16 protein-coding genes are annotated in these 17,049 nt (G+C 34.8%); 6 read left to right on the forward strand and 10 right to left on the reverse strand.

Going from position 1 to position 17,049, the window contains the following annotated elements; genetic code table 11:
* Positions 1-11: 11 nt before the first annotated feature.
* From E0W73_RS08365 to E0W73_RS08395, 7 genes are all read right to left on the reverse strand, one after another.
* Positions 12-1,460 (reverse strand): tagaturonate reductase, encoded by a 1,449-nt coding sequence (locus tag E0W73_RS08365; RefSeq protein ID WP_135221631.1) that lies wholly within the window; start codon positions 1,458-1,460, stop codon positions 12-14.
* A gap of 209 nt (positions 1,461-1,669) precedes the next feature.
* A complete protein-coding gene (locus E0W73_RS08370; protein ID WP_135221632.1) occupies positions 1,670-2,341 on the reverse strand; it encodes a bifunctional 4-hydroxy-2-oxoglutarate aldolase/2-dehydro-3-deoxy-phosphogluconate aldolase in 672 nt (223 codons plus the stop codon).
* A gap of 10 nt (positions 2,342-2,351) precedes the next feature.
* Positions 2,352-3,374: a sugar kinase gene (locus tag E0W73_RS08375; protein ID WP_135221633.1), complete on the reverse strand. Its 1,023-nt coding sequence runs from the start codon at positions 3,372-3,374 to the stop codon at positions 2,352-2,354.
* Between the two features lie 174 nt (positions 3,375-3,548).
* Positions 3,549-4,949, reverse strand: coding sequence for a glucuronate isomerase (gene uxaC / locus E0W73_RS08380; RefSeq protein ID WP_135221634.1), 1,401 nt, complete (start codon positions 4,947-4,949; stop codon positions 3,549-3,551).
* Between the two features lie 25 nt (positions 4,950-4,974).
* The gene (locus tag E0W73_RS08385) at positions 4,975-5,766 is read right to left on the reverse strand and encodes a gluconate 5-dehydrogenase (RefSeq protein WP_135221635.1); all 792 of its coding nucleotides are present in this window, start codon (positions 5,764-5,766) and stop codon (positions 4,975-4,977) included.
* 4 nt (positions 5,767-5,770) lie between these two features.
* On the reverse strand, positions 5,771-6,610 hold the full coding sequence (gene kduI, locus E0W73_RS08390; protein ID WP_135221636.1) for a 5-dehydro-4-deoxy-D-glucuronate isomerase: 840 nt from the start codon (positions 6,608-6,610) through the stop codon (positions 5,771-5,773).
* 181 nt (positions 6,611-6,791) lie between these two features.
* The gene (locus E0W73_RS08395; RefSeq protein WP_135221637.1) at positions 6,792-8,387 is read right to left on the reverse strand and encodes an MFS transporter; all 1,596 of its coding nucleotides are present in this window, start codon (positions 8,385-8,387) and stop codon (positions 6,792-6,794) included.
* A gap of 381 nt (positions 8,388-8,768) precedes the next feature.
* Here E0W73_RS08395 and E0W73_RS08400 point away from each other — a divergent pair, with 381 nt between their 5' ends.
* The 5 genes from E0W73_RS08400 to E0W73_RS08420 all read left to right on the forward strand — a co-directional run bounded on the left by E0W73_RS08400 (position 8,769) and on the right by E0W73_RS08420 (position 13,368).
* A complete protein-coding gene (locus E0W73_RS08400) occupies positions 8,769-9,734 on the forward strand; it encodes an alpha/beta hydrolase (protein WP_244248452.1) in 966 nt (321 codons plus the stop codon).
* Positions 9,735-10,324: 590 nt separating this feature from the next.
* Positions 10,325-10,639, forward strand: coding sequence for a hypothetical protein (locus tag E0W73_RS08405; RefSeq protein WP_135221638.1), 315 nt, complete (start codon positions 10,325-10,327; stop codon positions 10,637-10,639).
* 84 nt (positions 10,640-10,723) lie between these two features.
* On the forward strand, positions 10,724-11,224 hold the full coding sequence (locus E0W73_RS08410; RefSeq protein WP_244248453.1) for a 2'-5' RNA ligase family protein: 501 nt from the start codon (positions 10,724-10,726) through the stop codon (positions 11,222-11,224).
* 133 nt (positions 11,225-11,357) lie between these two features.
* Positions 11,358-12,281, forward strand: coding sequence for a helix-turn-helix domain-containing protein (locus tag E0W73_RS08415; protein WP_135221640.1), 924 nt, complete (start codon positions 11,358-11,360; stop codon positions 12,279-12,281).
* A 322-nt stretch (positions 12,282-12,603) separates the two neighbouring features.
* Positions 12,604-13,368: an SDR family oxidoreductase gene (locus E0W73_RS08420; protein WP_135221641.1), complete on the forward strand. Its 765-nt coding sequence runs from the start codon at positions 12,604-12,606 to the stop codon at positions 13,366-13,368.
* A 393-nt stretch (positions 13,369-13,761) separates the two neighbouring features.
* On the opposite strand, the gene E0W73_RS08425 is transcribed toward E0W73_RS08420, so the two are convergent.
* Entirely contained in the window at positions 13,762-14,220 is a 459-nt protein-coding gene (locus tag E0W73_RS08425; protein ID WP_135221642.1) for a hypothetical protein, read from the reverse strand.
* A 168-nt stretch (positions 14,221-14,388) separates the two neighbouring features.
* Here E0W73_RS08425 and E0W73_RS08430 point away from each other — a divergent pair, with 168 nt between their 5' ends.
* Positions 14,389-15,105: a DUF4386 domain-containing protein gene (locus E0W73_RS08430; RefSeq protein WP_135221643.1), complete on the forward strand. Its 717-nt coding sequence runs from the start codon at positions 14,389-14,391 to the stop codon at positions 15,103-15,105.
* Positions 15,106-15,190: 85 nt separating this feature from the next.
* Here the strand turns inward: E0W73_RS08430 and E0W73_RS08435 are convergent, their stop codons facing one another.
* Entirely contained in the window at positions 15,191-15,886 is a 696-nt protein-coding gene (locus tag E0W73_RS08435; protein ID WP_135221644.1) for a LytR/AlgR family response regulator transcription factor, read from the reverse strand.
* Positions 15,883-16,920, reverse strand: coding sequence for a sensor histidine kinase (locus tag E0W73_RS08440; RefSeq protein WP_135221645.1), 1,038 nt, complete (start codon positions 16,918-16,920; stop codon positions 15,883-15,885). Before E0W73_RS08440 ends, E0W73_RS08435 begins: the two co-directional genes overlap by 4 nt.
* Between the last annotated feature and the right edge of the window lie 129 nt (positions 16,921-17,049).

The following is a 17,049-nucleotide window of genomic DNA, read 5'->3' on the forward strand; positions in this document are numbered from 1 at the left end:
TGTGTCTTTTTTTATTTTATTCTTTCTTGGAATTTAGCAAAACCAGCTTCAACCCCATTTGAATCTATTTCTTCCAAAGCAATAGTGATTGCTCTTGTTAATCCAGGAATTTCCGTTAAATCCTCATCCCAGAAACCTTTGTTTTGTAAAGTCAAACGAGCGATTTTCTCGTAATCATCAGACTTCCAAAGCCCGTTAAAGAATGTTGTAATATCCTCGCTGTCATTAACTGGTAAATTTTGCCCGTTCCAAGTTCCTTTGTAAAAACGGATTAACGCCGCAAAAGCGAAAGTCAAAAGAACTGGTAGTTTTCCATGAATATCAACATATCCTGTTAAACTTGGAAGAACGCGCACTTTAAACTTAGATATCGAGTTTAAAGCAATTGACGACAATAAATGCTTGATAAACGGATTTCTGAAACGGTCTAAAATCTCTTCAGAGAAACTAGCCAATTCTGCTTTATCCATGTTCAAAGTTTCATTGATTTCATCAAACAATGCTTTATTAATAAAATCTCCCGTAAACGGATTATCTACAGTTTCTTTTACAGTCTCATTTCCGTAAAGCAATGAAAATGGCACCATAGCAGTATGAGCCCCGTTAAGGATTCTCACTTTACGAGTTCTGTACGGTTGCATGTCAGAAATGATTTTCACATCAAGATCTGTTTTATCAAACGGAAGTTTTGCTTTCAATTTATCATCACCCTCAATAACCCATAAAAAGAAAGTTTCGGCACTTACAATCAAATCATCTTTGTAATCAAGCTGCGCATTGTACTCTTCGATTTGATCTTTTGGATAACCCGGCACAATTCTGTCAACCAATGTATTATGCCAAGAACAGCTGTTTGTTAACCAAGCCTCAAATTCTGCTCCTAATTTCCAGTCAGCACTATATTTGAATACAATCTCTTTTAATGTATCTGAATTGTAGTTAATCAACTCGCAAGGAATTATTGTCAACCCTTTATCAGCTGCACCATTAAAATGTTTAAATCTTTCATTTAAAAGCACAGTTAGTTTCGCTGGAAAAGAAACTGGAGGTGTCATGGTCGGCAAATCAGAAGCTATGTACTCAATACCTGCTTCTGTAGTATTAGAGATAATAAATGCTAATTCTTCCTCTTTAGCCAAAGCTAAATATTCCTGAAAAGAAGCATAAGGGTCAATTGCTTTAACAATATTGGTAATCAATTCTTTCTCTTGGATTTCCTCACCTTTTTTGACACCTTTCATAAACAAGGTGTACAATCCGTCCTGTGCATTGATCATGTTTACCAAACCTTTATCAATTGGCTGCACCACTGCAATACCTGCATTAAAATCAGCTTTCTGATTTAATTTCTGAATTGCAAATTCAACAAAAGCTCTTAAGAAGTTTCCTTCTCCAAATTGTACTATTTTAATCGGAAGTTTTTCTGTAAGTCCCGCGTTTGATCTGTTTATTTTTTCCATTTTAATTTACTTCTTTTAAAGCGTTATAAATAACCACTATAAACCTTATTTTTACTTTGCTTTTTAAATTGTAAAAGAAACATCACACTTAAAACAAAACCTGCTGTGAGGAGTGACAAGCTTAATTACTCAAGCGCAATGTTCAATTACAATCTCTAAAATCTAAAAAAAACGTATGTAAATAAGGAGTTGGCATGATTACTCCTTATTTATTTTTTTCTAATGTCCTTAATTATGTCAAGAACTTGGCTTACTTTTTTCGTTAATCCGTCAAAATCTCTGCTGTCCAAAAGATCTTTAGAAATAAGCTGCGAACCTAAGCCAACACAGGTAGCTCCTGCATTAAGCCATGAACTTAAACTTTCAACAGTTGGATAAACACCTCCCGTAGGCATGATGTTTGTCCATGGGCAAGGTCCTTTTATTGCCTTAATAAATTCAGGACCATAAATATCGGCTGGAAATAATTTTACAATTTCGCATCCTAGCTCTTCTGCTCTTGCGATTTCTGTTAAAGTACCGCAACCCGGAGACCACAATACTTTTCTACGGTTGCAAGCAATCGCAATATCTTCTCTAAAAACAGGTGTTACAATAAAATTTGCTCCTAAACTCATATACAAAGAAGCCGAAGCGGCATCTGTAACAGACCCTACACCCAACATCATTCCTGGCAGTTCTGCTAAAGCATATTTATTTAGGGCTCCAAAAACTTCATGAGCAAAATCACCTCTGCTTGTAAATTCCATTAATCTGGAACCTCCGTCATAACATGCTTTTAAAACTTTCTTGCTGACTTCAATATCTGAATGAAAAAACAACGGAACCATCCCGTTTTCCTTCATTTGAGCAGCTACTTCTATTCTTGAATATTTTGCCATTTTTTTCTATTTATCTTGATACTAATGCAGAGCCATCACCATCAATCATATTTTCTACTTCTTTTAATGTAACTAAATTATAATCTCCTGCAATAGTATGTTTTAAGCAACAAGCCGCTACAGCAAAATCTAAAGCTCTCTGATTATTATTCTGATATTCCAGCAGACCGTAAATTAATCCGCCCATAAAAGCGTCACCGCTTCCAACTCTATCAACAACCGGCGTTACTTCTTTAACAGCTGCACTATAAATCGCCTTTCCGTCATATAAGATCCCACCAATTCTTTGATGAGAAGCGCTTACAGAGTAACGAAGTGTTGTTGCTGCGATTTTAAGATTCGGAATTAATTCAAACAATTTATCATAAACTGCCGGAAGCGTTTTCTCATCCTGATAATTTGGATTCACTTTCGGAATTCCTAACATAAAATAAGCTGTATCAATATCTCCTAAAATCACATTGCTGTATTTAAGCATTTCTGGCATTACTTCGCTTGGAGTCTTGCCATATTGCCAAAGCTTTGATCTATAGTTTAAATCGCATGAAATTTTAATTCCCAATTTATGAGCTGTCTGAATAGCCTCTAAACAAGCTTCTGCCGCACTTTGAGAAATTGCAGGCGTAATACCGCTCCAGTGGAACCACTCAGCACCTTCCAAAACTTTTTCCCAATCAACCTGACCTTTTTGAATGGTTGACATAGCACTGTGCGCACGATCATAAACAACATTACTGCCACGTGTTCCCGCACCTGTTTCCAAGAAATAAATCCCTAAACGTTCTCCACCGTAAACAATGTTTTTAGATTCAACATTCATTTTTCGCATTTCTCTTAATGCAGAAAAACCTATTTCATTTTCAGGCAATCTCGTAACAAATTCAGCATTTACACCGTAATTCGCTAATGAAACACATACATTAAATTCTCCACCTCCATACGTAGCACCAAATGCCGTAGATTGTGAAAAACGCAAATGCCTCTCTGTCGAAAGACGAAGCATGATTTCTCCAAATGCAACTACTCTACTCATTTCTTTTATTTTTAATTTCACCATTAAGGCATTAAGAAAATTAAGCTTTACTTTATATTCTCTTTGCTATAAAGGTTAAGTTTATTAAGCCTACTCGCTTAATTATCTTTTTATTATTAAGTAATTATTTAAAACCAAAACTTAATTTTCTTAATGCCTTAATGGTTAAAAAAATTAGAATTTGAAATATTCTTTTGCGTTGTTGTACGAAATGTCAGAAACTAATTTTCCAATCCATTCCATATCATTTGGAAGCTCTCCTCTTTTGATTTCATCTCCAAGAAGATTACATAAAATACGTCTAAAATATTCATGTCTTGGGAATGACAAGAAACTTCTAGAATCTGTCAACATTCCAACAAAACAGCTGATTAAGCCCATATTTGAAAGCGCATTCAATTGTTTTGTCATTCCGTCTTTCTGATCCAAGAACCACCATCCTGAACCGAATTGTACTTTTCCGCGAACACTACCGTCGTTGAAGTTTCCAATCATAGTTGCCATAACTTCGTTATCAGCAGGATTTAGGTTATAGATAATAGTTTTGCTTAATTTATCTTTACTGTCTAAAGCATTTAAAAACCCTGACAATTTTTGAGCCTGAGGATAGTCTCCAATAGAATCCCATCCGGTATCAGGACCTAATATTCTGTGCATACGAGCATTGTTGTTACGTAATGCTCCTAAGTGAAACTGCTGTACCCAGCCAAACTCATGATACGTTTCGCATAAGAAAATCAACACGGCACTTTGGAATTTTAACGCCTCTTCTGGAGATAATGCTCCGTTTTCTCTTTTCTTTTTGAAAATTGCATTGATTTCGCTTTCTGTAAAGTTTTCGAAGTATATCTGATCTAAACCGTGATCACTTAATTTACATCCGTTTGCATTAAAGAATTCGATTCTTTTTCTTAATGCTGCCAATAAATCAGCATAAGTGTTAATTGCAACTCCGGACACATCCCCTAATGTGTCCAGATATGCATTATAACCATCATTAGAAATTAAGATGGCTTTATCAGGTCTGAAGGCCGTACTCATCTTGATTCCCGTTGAGTTGTTCGCGAATTTTTGGTGAAATTCTAACGAATCGATTGGATCTTCTGTAGTACAAACCAATTCAGCATTTACTTTTTTAAGAAGGTTTTGAGTGCTGTAGGCAGCAGAATTTACTTTTTCTGAAGTCTCGATATAAATTTTCTCAGCTGATTTCTCATTCAATAAATCATAAATATCAAAGTAACGAGCTAATTCCAAATGTGTCCAATGATACAACGGATTACGCATTGTGTACGGAACTGTTTTTGCCCAGTTTAAGAATTTATCTTTATCTGAACCATTTCCTGTCACAAACTTCTCGTTGATTCCCAAAGTACGCATTGCACGCCATTTGTAGTGGTCACCATTGATCCAAACCTGGGTAATATTGTCAAAGATTTTATCTTCGGCAATAAACTGCGGATTCAAATGGTTGTGGTAATCAATAATTGGCTGATTTTTAGAGTAATTGTGATACAACTCTTCAGCATATTTATTTTCTAATAAAAAATTATCGTTTATGAATGTCTGGCTCATGTCTTTTTAAAATATAATTTGAAAATTATTCTTCGTTTGAAGGTTTACCAATTGTAGCAAGGATTCCACCGTCAACATACAAAATATGACCGTTTACAAAATCACTAGCTTTTGAAGATAAAAATATTGCCGCTCCTGCCAAATCGCTTGGATCTCCCCATTTTGCAGCTGGCGTTCTGCTAATGATAAAATCATTAAAAGGATGGCCATCAACTCTAATTGGTTTTGTCTGCTCTGTAGCGAAATATCCAGGACCGATTCCGTTGATCTGAACATTGTATTTTGCCCATTCTGTCGCCATGTTTTTAGTCAGCATTTTTAAGCCTCCTTTTGCAGCAGCATAAGCAGAAACAGTATTTCTTCCTAGCTCACTCATCATAGAGCAAATGTTAATGATTTTTCCTTGTCTCCTTTCAATCATTCCTTTTGCGACATGTTTAGAAACGATAAACGGACTTACTAGATCAATATCAACAACTTCTCTGAAATCTGAAACTTCCATATCTAGCAACGGAATTCTTTTGATGATTCCAGCATTATTGATTAAGATATCAATTGGTCCGACTTCAGCTTGAATTTTAGCTACGGCGTCTTTTACTTCCTGTTCTTCCGTTACATTAAATTTGTAACCCACCGCGTTAATACCGTCGCTTTTTAATTCTGCTACCGCATTATCAATTTTTTCTTGAGAAGAATTTCCATTTACAACAATAGTTGCACCCGCTTGACCTAATCCTTTTGCCATTGCCATTCCAAGTCCGTGTGTACTTCCGGTAATAAGGGCAATTTTTCCTTTTATATCGAATAAATTTGTCATTTTCTTATCTTAAATCAGTGATTTTACAAACATCCATATCTCCGTAATCTAGGTTTTCACCCGCCATTCCCCAGATAAAAGTATAATTACTAGTTCCTGAACCTGAGTGAATTGACCAAGGTGGAGAAATTACTGCCTGATGATTGTTCATCCAGATATGTCTTGTTTCTTGTGGTTGTCCCATGAAATGACAGACTGCTTGGTTTTCTGGAATATCTAAGTAAAAATAAACTTCCATTCTACGATCATGAACGTGAGCTGGCATTGTATTCCAAACACTTCCCGGTTTTAATTCTGTCATTCCCATTTGCAATTGGCAGGTAGTAACCACACTGCCAATAATCATCTGATTAACTGTACGGTGGTTTGCTGTTTCCATTGCTCCTAAATGCAATTTATTTGCTTCTTCCAAACTTACTTTTACCGTTGGATAGGTTGTATGAGCGGGAGCAGAATTGATATAAAATTTAGCAGGATTAGTACTGTCATTACTTTTGAAAATCACTTCTTTATTTCCACTTCCAATATATAAAGCATCTTTAAAACCTAGTTCATAAGATGTTCCATCAACAACAACCGAACCGCTTCCGCCTACATTGATGATCCCTAATTCTCTTCTTTCTAAAAAATAAGGAGCTTTAAGAGGATCGATAGTTTCCAGAATCAAATCGCCTTTTACAGGAACTGCAGAACCTGCAATGTATCGATCGTAGTGTGAGTAAACCAAAACCACTTCATCCTCTTGCATTAAGTCATCAATTAAGAATTCATCTCTCAATTGTTGTGTGTCGTATTTCTTAACTGCTTCTGGGCTTGACGCGTATCTTGAACTATATTTTGTCATAATTTTTTATTTAATGTAATCGATTGCACAAAATTATATTTTTATATTTAAAAACCATAATTCAAACAAAAATTTATTTCAATCTTTATTCAAATTTACAATTCTGTTTTTTTCATTTCTTGGAAACAGCCTTCTACTAGGCTATCCGGTAAATTTAGGAATTGGCTGGTTCAAATTATGATTAAAGGTCCGTAATCGGTCTGTACTTCGGAACTAAAGTTTTCATAACAATCCATCCCGTTAAATAACACACAGCACAGATAGAAAAAATAATCATGTATCCAGTGTTTATTCCGTTTACAACATTTTCTCCAGCCGTTGTAAGCGACTTTAAGAACTCTTCAAGATTTCCTACTCCTCTTTCAGCCAGAAAAGCTTTTTCTGTTACTGCATCTTGAAACTGTGGATATTTTTCTAATAATGGCTGACCGTTTACAGTACTCCAATTTCTCTGTGTAAAATCAAACAACACACCAGAACCTTTGTTTATTAATGTAGAACCAATTCCACCAGCTAATCCTCCGATACCTGTAATTGTCGCAATTGCTTTCTTTGGAAACATATCTCCTACTGTAGTAAAAATATTTGCTGACCAAGATTGGTGAGCTGCGCCCGCGATTCCGATAATGATAACCGGCACCCAGTAACTAATGTAACCTAAAGGCTGTGCAGCTAAGGCCAATAAAGGGAAAAATGCAAAAATAAGCATCGCTCTCATTCTTCCTTCGTACGGATTCATACCTTTCTTCTCTACAAAATAAGTTGGCAGCCATCCTCCGATTATTGACAATAAGGTAATCATATAAAGCACAAACAACGGAAAGGCGGCTTGCGTAGAATCCATTCCGTATACAGAACTTAAATAGGCTGGTGTCCAGAACAAAAAGAACCACCAAACACCGTCTGTCATAAATTTACCAAATGCAAAAGCCCAAGTTTGTTTGTACTTAAAGCAATCTGCAAGCGAAACTTTAGAAGCTGTTTCTGGAACAAAACCTTCTAATTTACTATCTGCGATATCATCTTGCTGAATATAAGCTAATTCTTCTGGGCTTACTTTTGAATGTTTTTCTGGCTTATCATACATAAACATCCAAAATCCCATCCAGATAAATCCCAAGGCTCCGATGATGATAAAAGACATTTCCCAGCCAAAAGATTTAGCAATAAACGGAATGGTAACTGGCGCTGCTAGAGCCCCAACTGTTGCACCTGCATTGAAAATACTTGTTGCGAAAGCCCTGTCTTTTTTAGGAAAATATTCTGCCGTAGTTTTAATGGCGGCCGGAAAGTTTCCTGCCTCACCCACAGCTAAAACAAAACGTGCAAAAATGAATAAAGCAACGCTCACATTGATTACCAAGGCAGTATCTTGAACGGTGCTTATTATTTCTTTTGAACCATGAAAGCCCACAAACCAATCTCCAGTTATGATTCCAGAAGTTGCAATACCACAAAAAGCGTGAAGACAAGCTCCTACAGACCAAATTCCGATTGCCCACAGAAATCCTTTTTTGGTATCCAACCAATCTACAAATCGACCAGCAAACAACAAGGAAACAGCATAAAATATAGAAAACAAAGCTGTGATATCTCCATAATCGCTATTGGTCCAGTGAAATTCTGGAGCAATAAAATCTTTCCATGTCAAAGAAAGTACTTGTCTGTCTAAGTAATTGATGGTCGTTGCAAAAAATAATAACGCGCAAATACTCCAACGGTATTTTCCTGCAGATTTAATGGTGTTGTTCGTAGAAACAGGATCGGTTTGATTCATGATAGTCAGTAGTGTAAAAATTTATAATTCCAGACGATTTGAGTTCGATTTCACAACTTCGTTAAATTAATTAAAAATCAAATCTTTAAGCAATTCAAAACAAAACAATGTAATCGATTGCACAAATATAGTTTTTAATCTCTATATTCCAAATTAATTGTATAAAAAATTATTTTAACGCCTAAAATAAACATATCATTTAAAAATAGGCTTACAAAATTACACATTAAATAATATATTTGTTAAAAGTTTTACTTCAAAATCCATGCGCTTTTTGGATGTAAAATTGCCCCATTAAAGGGTTCCCAAATACTATTTTTTTTGAAATTTACTTTTTAATTCATTTCAAACTAAACATTAAAATACCAGATTTAAACATTTATGAAACAACAGATTAAACTACAAACCAAGAGAAGAAAAATGTTGCTACAACACAAACAAATTTTGAGTTTCATTTTTATATTGACCATTACGTTTTATGCAACAGCACAAAATCAGGTTGTCAATTTGTGGGAGCAGATTCCTGGGGAAATAGAAAACAATTCTTATAAAGAAAAAGAGGTTATAAAGCAAGGAAAAGCACAGAGCACAAGTCAGGTTTCTGTGCCTACTTTAAGCATTTTTGTTCCGCAGACAAAAGCAAATCAAACTGCTGTCATTATCTGTCCCGGCGGGGGTTATTCGCATTTATCAATCGATAAAGAGGGGACTAAAGTTGCGCAATGGCTGAACAGTTTAGGAATTACAGCTTTTGTTTTAAAATACAGACTTCCGAACGATTTAATCATGAAAAACAAGAATATCGGACCTCTTCAGGATGCTCAGGAAGCTTTGCGCTATGTGCGCCATAATGCATCGAAATGGAATTTAGATATTCATAAAATCGGAATTATGGGTTTCTCCGCAGGTGGGCACTTAGCTGCTAGCCTGTCAACACATTATGATGACAACATTTACACGAGTCGTTTTAGCAAAAGCGCCAGACCTGATTTTTCACTACTGATTTATCCTGTAATTTCTATGCAAAAAGACCTTACTCACAAAGGTTCACGTACTAATCTTTTGGGAGAAAACCCTTCTCAAGATTTGATTGATTCTTTTTCGAATGAAAAAAAAGTAACACCTCAGACTCCTCCCGCATTTTTGATTCATGCTACAGATGATAGCGCAGTTTATCCAGAAAACAGCATTGCTTATTATTTGGCTTTGAAAAAAAATGGTGTTGCAGCCGAAATGCATATTTATGAAAAAGGTGGCCACGGATTTGGTTTAGGCGTAAAAGACACCAGCTTATATTGGACAAAAGACTGCACAGAATGGCTTAAAAGCAATAACTATTGTAATTAATTACATTCGAACCCCAGAAAACACCAGATTCTAAGGCATAATAATAAAAAAAGGGTTTTTAGAAAAATCTAAAAACCCCTCAAATAAAAATTAAGACAGATTGATTATTGTAAAATTCATACAAAGACCACGATCAATGGTATCTAACTGTCATTCTAAAAAAAAAATAAAAACGTTTCTCCAAAAACAGTTTTAGAGTAAAAACTTGATAGGATATCTAAAAGGTAAAAAAATATCACAATCATTAATTTTTACATTCCAAAATTATAATGCCGATTTCTGATAACCTTACGGGTTTCCACATTCTACACAAAATTTAACCTATTCATAAAAAAAGACACAATCAATTAATTGTTTTTCAATAAATTACAAATAAAAGATTACCATATTTTTTTTTAAAAAACTTAAGTCCGTAAAGAGTTCCAGTACTATATTACGAACGAAATATCTTAAAATCTTTAGTAATAAATCTAGAACTTATCCTAGATTAAGTTGGACTTATTTTTTAAACCCTACTTTTGTAAAGCTGATACAGGAGCAATTAAAATACAATTAACTGTAAAATTTTCTATCACTAAAATTGACCTACCATGAAAAAGCTGGAATTTTTGTTACTTGGAAAAAACGAGGCAATATTAGCTATCCTACTCCGACTTGTAAATGCTGATGAAAATTGGAATGCAGTTGCTTTTGACAACGAAAAGGATGCGGAAGAATATTTTCACAATCATAAGATTGATATTGTATTGCTAAGTTCTGGAATCGAAGATCATGTTGAGAAAGAATTTACGTTATTCTGTCTTGAAAAACAACCTGATGTTGAAGTAATTGAACATTTTGGAGGCGGCAGCGGCTTGCTGAAATCAGAAATACTGCATAGGTTGCATCTGAAAGGAAAACTTTAGCTTTGCAATTACAAAACCTTAAAAATGGATAAAACGTATTCTATAGTGTTCTACTCGAAATCAGTTGTGGAGACTGTCAAAAAAATGAAAGATTTTCTTAAAAGCAAAATCGAATGGTACAACAGCTGTAACTCTGAAGCCCATATTACGATCTGCGAATTCACAATTGACGAATATCAAATAGATTTCATTAAGCAAAAGCTAATTAAGATCTGCAATACTTTTACACCATGTCAGGTACATTTAGATCATTTTGATTCTTATGAAAACGTAGGAGCTTTTTTTATTGCCCCAAATGCCGAATCTAAAAACAATCTAAAACCTATAATGAAAAAGATTCACGATACTCTAAAATCTTTAAAACTCAAAAAAAGCGAAGATCCGCATATGTCAATCGGACGACGATTAAATCCTGAAAATCTAAAAATAGCCTCACAGCTTTTTACCACTATTAATATTGATTTTCTTTGCAATGAAATTGTTTTACGAGAGTTTGACCCTCTAAAAAAACAGTTTTTTGTAATTGATTCGATTGAATTTGGAAATAATCCTGAACCTCAGTTTGTTCAGGGAAGCTTGTTTTGATTTGTTTTTTCCACAAAGGCGCAAAGACTCGAAGTTTTATTAATGGCAAAACAATGCAAAAAGCTTCGTGCCCTAGAGCCTTCCTGACAAAAAACATTTTTTCATATATTTGAATTTTACAATTCACTGTTACATGAAATCGCTTGACTCCTTTTACAAAGACATAACCGAAGGCTCAACTGTTGAACCGAAATCTTTACTTCCGAATGACATTCAGAAAGAAATCGGGCATTTTAATGTTTTTGACATAAAAGAACTACTCGAGCGCCTTCAAGGAAAGTCGGTTATGCCTTATGACAGGAGAGCTTACTACAAAATCAGCTTGATAAAAGGACACAACAGAGCCGAATATGCCGACAAAGTAATCGAAATCGAAAAACAAGGATTGTTATTTGCAACACCGAAAATTCCGTACAATTATTTGCCTCAGGATACCAATCAAGGCGGACAATTTTGTGTTTTTACAAGTGAGTTTTTATCTAAAAACAAAAGCGGAATTGATTTGGACGAACTGCCTATTTTTGCCGCAGACGGCTATCCTATTTTTCAATTATCTGATGAAGAGGTACAAGAAGTGGCTTTGATTTTCAATAAAATACAGAAAGAAATCAATTCGGATTACCTCTACAAATACGATTTAATTAGAAATTATGTTGCTGAGTTGATTCACTTCGGACAAAAGTTACAGCCAATAAGCGCCTTATATTCCAAACACAATTCTGCTGCAAGAGTTTCCTCTCTATTTGCTGAATTGCTGGAAAGGCAATTCCCAATCGAATCGCCTCGTCAGCGTTTAGAATTAAGGACTGCAAAAGATTTTGCAGCACGATTGTCTGTACACGTCAACCATTTAAATAAAGTATTAAAAGAAAACACCGGAAAAACCACCACCGAATTAATAAGCAACCGACTGACAAACGAAGCCAAAATACTTTTAAGACAAACCGATTGGAACATTTCTGAAATTGCGTATTCACTCGGTTTTGAAGAACTAGCGCATTTCTCTAATTTCTTTAAAAAGCAAACCTCTTTTACGCCTTTGGCTTTTAGGAGTTAGTTTTTTTTTTGTTTCAAGTTTCAAGTTTCAAGTTTCAGGTTTCAAGTTTCAGGTTTCAAGTTTCATGTTTCATGTTTCAGGTTTCAGGTTCCGTAAACTTTGTCAAAGTTTGGAATTTGGAATTTAAAAATTGGCATTTCTCAACTGTGAATTTCGTAACTGATTTGAATTTCGCAAACATCGATTTGATATTTACAATTCCCAGTCCCTCTTTGCTCCTACCTTTGTCTTACTAAAAAGGGAACGAAAAAAATTCCACTCTACATTTCACTTTTTACAGATAACATTTTACAAATTACAAACAACAAAAACAATTACTAAAATGGCAGTAAACACAAAAATAGCTTTAGTTACCGGAGGTAGCAGAGGTTTAGGGAAAAACATGGCGATTGCAATTGCAAAAAAAGGACTTGATGTAATCATCACGTATAACAGTAAAAAAGAAGAAGCCGACGCTGTAGTTTCAGAAATTGAAAGTTTAGGTCAAAAAGCAGTGGCGCTTCAATTAAATGTCGCTGCATCAGGAACTTTTGACTCTTTTTTTGAAACCGTAAAAACAGTTTTAAAGGACAGTTTTAAAACAGATAAATTCGACTTTTTGGTAAACAATGCAGGAATCGGAATTCATAATTCTTTTATAGGAACAACAGAAGCCGAATTTGACCAATTGACTAATATTCAATTCAAAGGACCGTTTTTCTTGACACAAAAAGGATTAAACGTAATGAATGACGGAGGCGGAATTGTAAACATTTCTACAGGTTTAGCGAGATTTTCATTCCCAGGCTACGCTGCGTATGCTTCTATGAAAGGCGCAATTGAAACTTTGACGAAATATCAGGCCAAAGAATTGGGCGCACGAAAAATTAGAGCAAACGTAGTGGCGCCCGGCGCAATCGAAACAGATTTTGGCGGCGGTGTTGTGCGCGATAACGAACAAATGAACCAGCAAATTGCTTCTGTGACCGCTTTAGGAAGAGTGGGTTTGCCAGATGATATTGGTGGCGTTGTTGCCTTCTTATGCACGGAAGACGCAAGATGGATAAACGCCCAAAGAATTGAAGCTTCTGGTGGAATGATGCTTTAATTTGTTTCAGGTTTAACCGCAACGAACGCTAAGGTTTACGCAATGTTCGCAAAGTTTTCGCCACAGATTATAAAGATTAAAAGGATTATAAAAAAATCTGCCAAATCTGCGTGAAAAAACTAGCGTCCCTAACGTAAACCTTTGCGCCCCTTGCGGTTAAAAAAACTTGGAAAGTTTAGCCACAGATTATAAAGATTAAAAGGATTCTAAAAAAATCTGCCAAATCTGCGTGAAAAAACTTAGCGCTCCTAGCGTAAACCTTAGCGCCCCTTGCGGTTAAAAACAAAAAGAATAGAAACCTGAAACGAAGAAAACTCTAAAAACAAAACCCGATAAGCCATAAAAACTTATCGGGTTTGTCGTTTCAAATAAAATTTGAATTAGTAAGCAATCTTAATTTTTTTCGATGATTACATCAAAACCACCATTTTTATCAAACACTACATCGTAAAATCTGGAATCTTTTTCTATTCCAACTTCGTACGTAGTTTTGTTTTTATCGTTTACAACTACGGCGATTTCTTTAATTGCTTTGGCTGTATAATTTTTCTTTAAATAACTTTGTGCTTTTAGTGGCAATTGACTTAAAGGAATTTGCAGTTCATAAGCTTTCAAATTACCTAGATTGTCATACACAGCCAACGCTTTAGTTGTATTATTTACATTGTATTTTGCTTCGTATCGAATTTCATCATTGTCGTCTCCTACATATTCTTCAGACCAAACCGGTGTTTTGCCGGGATATTCTTTTTCAAAATTCATTCTCACTTTCTCGGGAGGCGTGACCACATTATTTTGTGCTGCTGAAAAGGCAGAGAAGCATAAAATCAATATCTGAAAAATATTTTTCATAACCGAAATTTCAAATTCCAAAAAGCATATTAAAAGTACAGTTTCTAAGTAAATAAAAAAATATTTTATAAGATTATTTTTACTCAAAAAATATTAAAAAAAATAATAGCCAATTCAGTAACAGGAATAAATAACGAACGTCTAAGAAAAAAGTAAAAAACCAAAAACATGAATCGCAACCAGACAAAATTTGAAAATTCACCACAATTCTATGCTCGCCTTGGAGGGGTGCTCTACCTGTTAATCATTATAGCTGGATTTTTTTCTGAGACATTTGTACGAAATAAATTAGTTGTTTCTGGAGATGTTGCCGCAACTGCATCAAACATTGTAGACAATCAACTTTTATGGAATATCGGAATTTCAGCCGATTTGATTATGCAAATCCTTGATTTGCCTGTCATGATTATTCTTTATTTTCTGTTGAGACCTGTAAGCAAAAAACTCGCTTTATTAAATTTGTCATTCAACCTTATACAGACAGCTGTTTTAGTTGCCAATAAACTTAATCTTTTTGCCGCTTTATTTTTTCTAGGAGATACAGAATACTTAAAATCTTTTAGTCAAGAACAGCTTCAAACCTTATCTTATCTTTCTATCAAATTACACAATATCGGATTTGGAGTTGGTCTTATCTTTTTTGGATTTGTCTGCTTGATTGAAGGTTATCTCATTTTTAAATCGGGTTATTTACCCAAAATACTTGCCTTGTTAATGAGTATCGCAGGGTTCTGTTATCTAATCAATAGTTTTGCCTTGATTTTGGCGCCTCAGTTTTCGCACATTGTGTTATTGTTGCCCTGTTTAATCGCAGAACTGGCATTGAGTTTGTGGCTAATCTGCAAAGGTGTGAATTTGAAAATCTGGAAAAAAAAACAGCAATAGAATCTCTAAAAAATAAAAGCCTGACAATTATCTGTCAGGCTTTCTACTGAAATAATGAATTAGTAAGCACTCTTTAGTTTCCAGTTTACTTTTTCAACCTATCGGTTAATTCTCTTTTATAAGTAATTCCGATTGGAAGTTTTTCGTTCTTAATTACCAGAAAATCTTTCTCCGTCAAATCAATTTTATCCAAAGCGACAATATAAGATTTATGAATTCGGACAAAATTCTTTTCAGGAAGGCATTTTTCTAATTCTGTTGTTGTAATTGAGGCAAGATAGGTTCGTTTTAAAGTATGCAGTTTTACGTAATTTCCGAAACTCTGTGCATACAAAAGCTGATCGAGTTCGATATCCATTACATAACCGTCTACTTTCACAGAAATTGTATTTACTTCTTCTTCAATTTTGACTTTTGTGGCTTCTGAGGCAAAAAAGCGGTCGATTGCTTTTAAGAATCTCGGAAAATAGATGGGTTTCAGCAAATAATCTATCACGCCATAATCGTAACTCTCCAAAGCAAATTCGGAGTAGGCCGTTGTTAAGACCGTTTTCGGGTGATTCGGAATAATCTTTAGCAGTTCCATTCCTGAAATCTCTGGCATATTAATATCCAAAAACATCAAATCGACAGTGTTTTCGCGAAGATAATTCATCGCTTCAATTCCGTTATAACCTTGAAAAACCAATTCCAATTGCGGATTCTGCTTGATGTAATTGGCTAATACATAATGCGCTGCCGGTTCGTCGTCTACTATAATGCATTTTTTGGTTTCTCTCATCCTACAAACTTTTTAAGCTGTATTTCTAAATCGACCACATACGTTTGCTTATCATCCTGAATGTCTAATTTATAGTCTTTTCCATAAATTAAATTCAGACGTTCAATGGTGTTTTTTAAACCTATTTTTGTAGAAATCACATCAGTTTTCTTCGGAATAGAATTTTCTGCATGAAGATGCAACAATCCGTTTTCGACTGTAATATTGATTTTCACAAAACATTTTTCGATTGCACAAGTTCCGTGTTTAAAAGCATTCTCAATAAATGCAATTAAAAGCATTGGCGAAATTTTGTAGGTGTAATCTTTGTCTACTGTATTTTCAAATGTAATTTCGCAGCGATAGCCAACACGCTCCTTCTCAAGCTGTACATAACTGTTTATGAACTCTAATTCGTCTTCTAAAGATACAAATTGCTTGGCGTTGCTTTCTAATTGGTAACGCATTAACTGCGAAACTTTCATAATCAAATCGGGCGTTCTGTCCGGAAATTCCAAACTAATTCCGTAAAGCGTATTAAAGGTATTAAACAAAAAATGCGGATTTAATTGTCCTCTCAAAGAATTCAACTGCATTTGATTGAACAATAAAGCCGCATCAGTCTGTTTTCGGTGAATGCGATAAAACTTAAACACAATAATCGGACTCAAAATGCAGACCAACGTTCCTAACACGCTCGCCAACTGGTAGGCATAACTCCTTTGATGCGAGTTTTGGTACAGATGACATTTCGCAAACATATCCATCATTGTAATTTCGTACAGCAATACAGAAAAAACAAAAACTCCGAAAAGCGTCAGAACAAGGTATGTGAAAGGTTTATTGGATTTGAATAATATCGGAAGCAGGAAAAAACGATTGAACTGCGCGTGCATATACAAAATGCAGTAAAAAAATACCCCCATCAATATTGATGTGAATGAACTGATCAGCATCCAATCATTTTTTAAGGTATATATGGTAAAGGAGAAAAGGATAACCGCCACTTCTTGCCACCATTTGTTATCCAGTATGTTATCAATTCTTTTGTTCATTCTTAATTCTGAAATAGTTTACAAAGTACGAACAAATATTTAATTAATTTTTTCAAAAAATGACCAATTCAATTCGTCATTTACTAGTGCAGTACATCACTAAAGATGACTTTTATCAGCGTAAGAGAA

This window comes from Flavobacterium foetidum (genome assembly GCF_004634245.1).
GTDB lineage: Bacteria > Bacteroidota > Bacteroidia > Flavobacteriales > Flavobacteriaceae > Flavobacterium > Flavobacterium foetidum.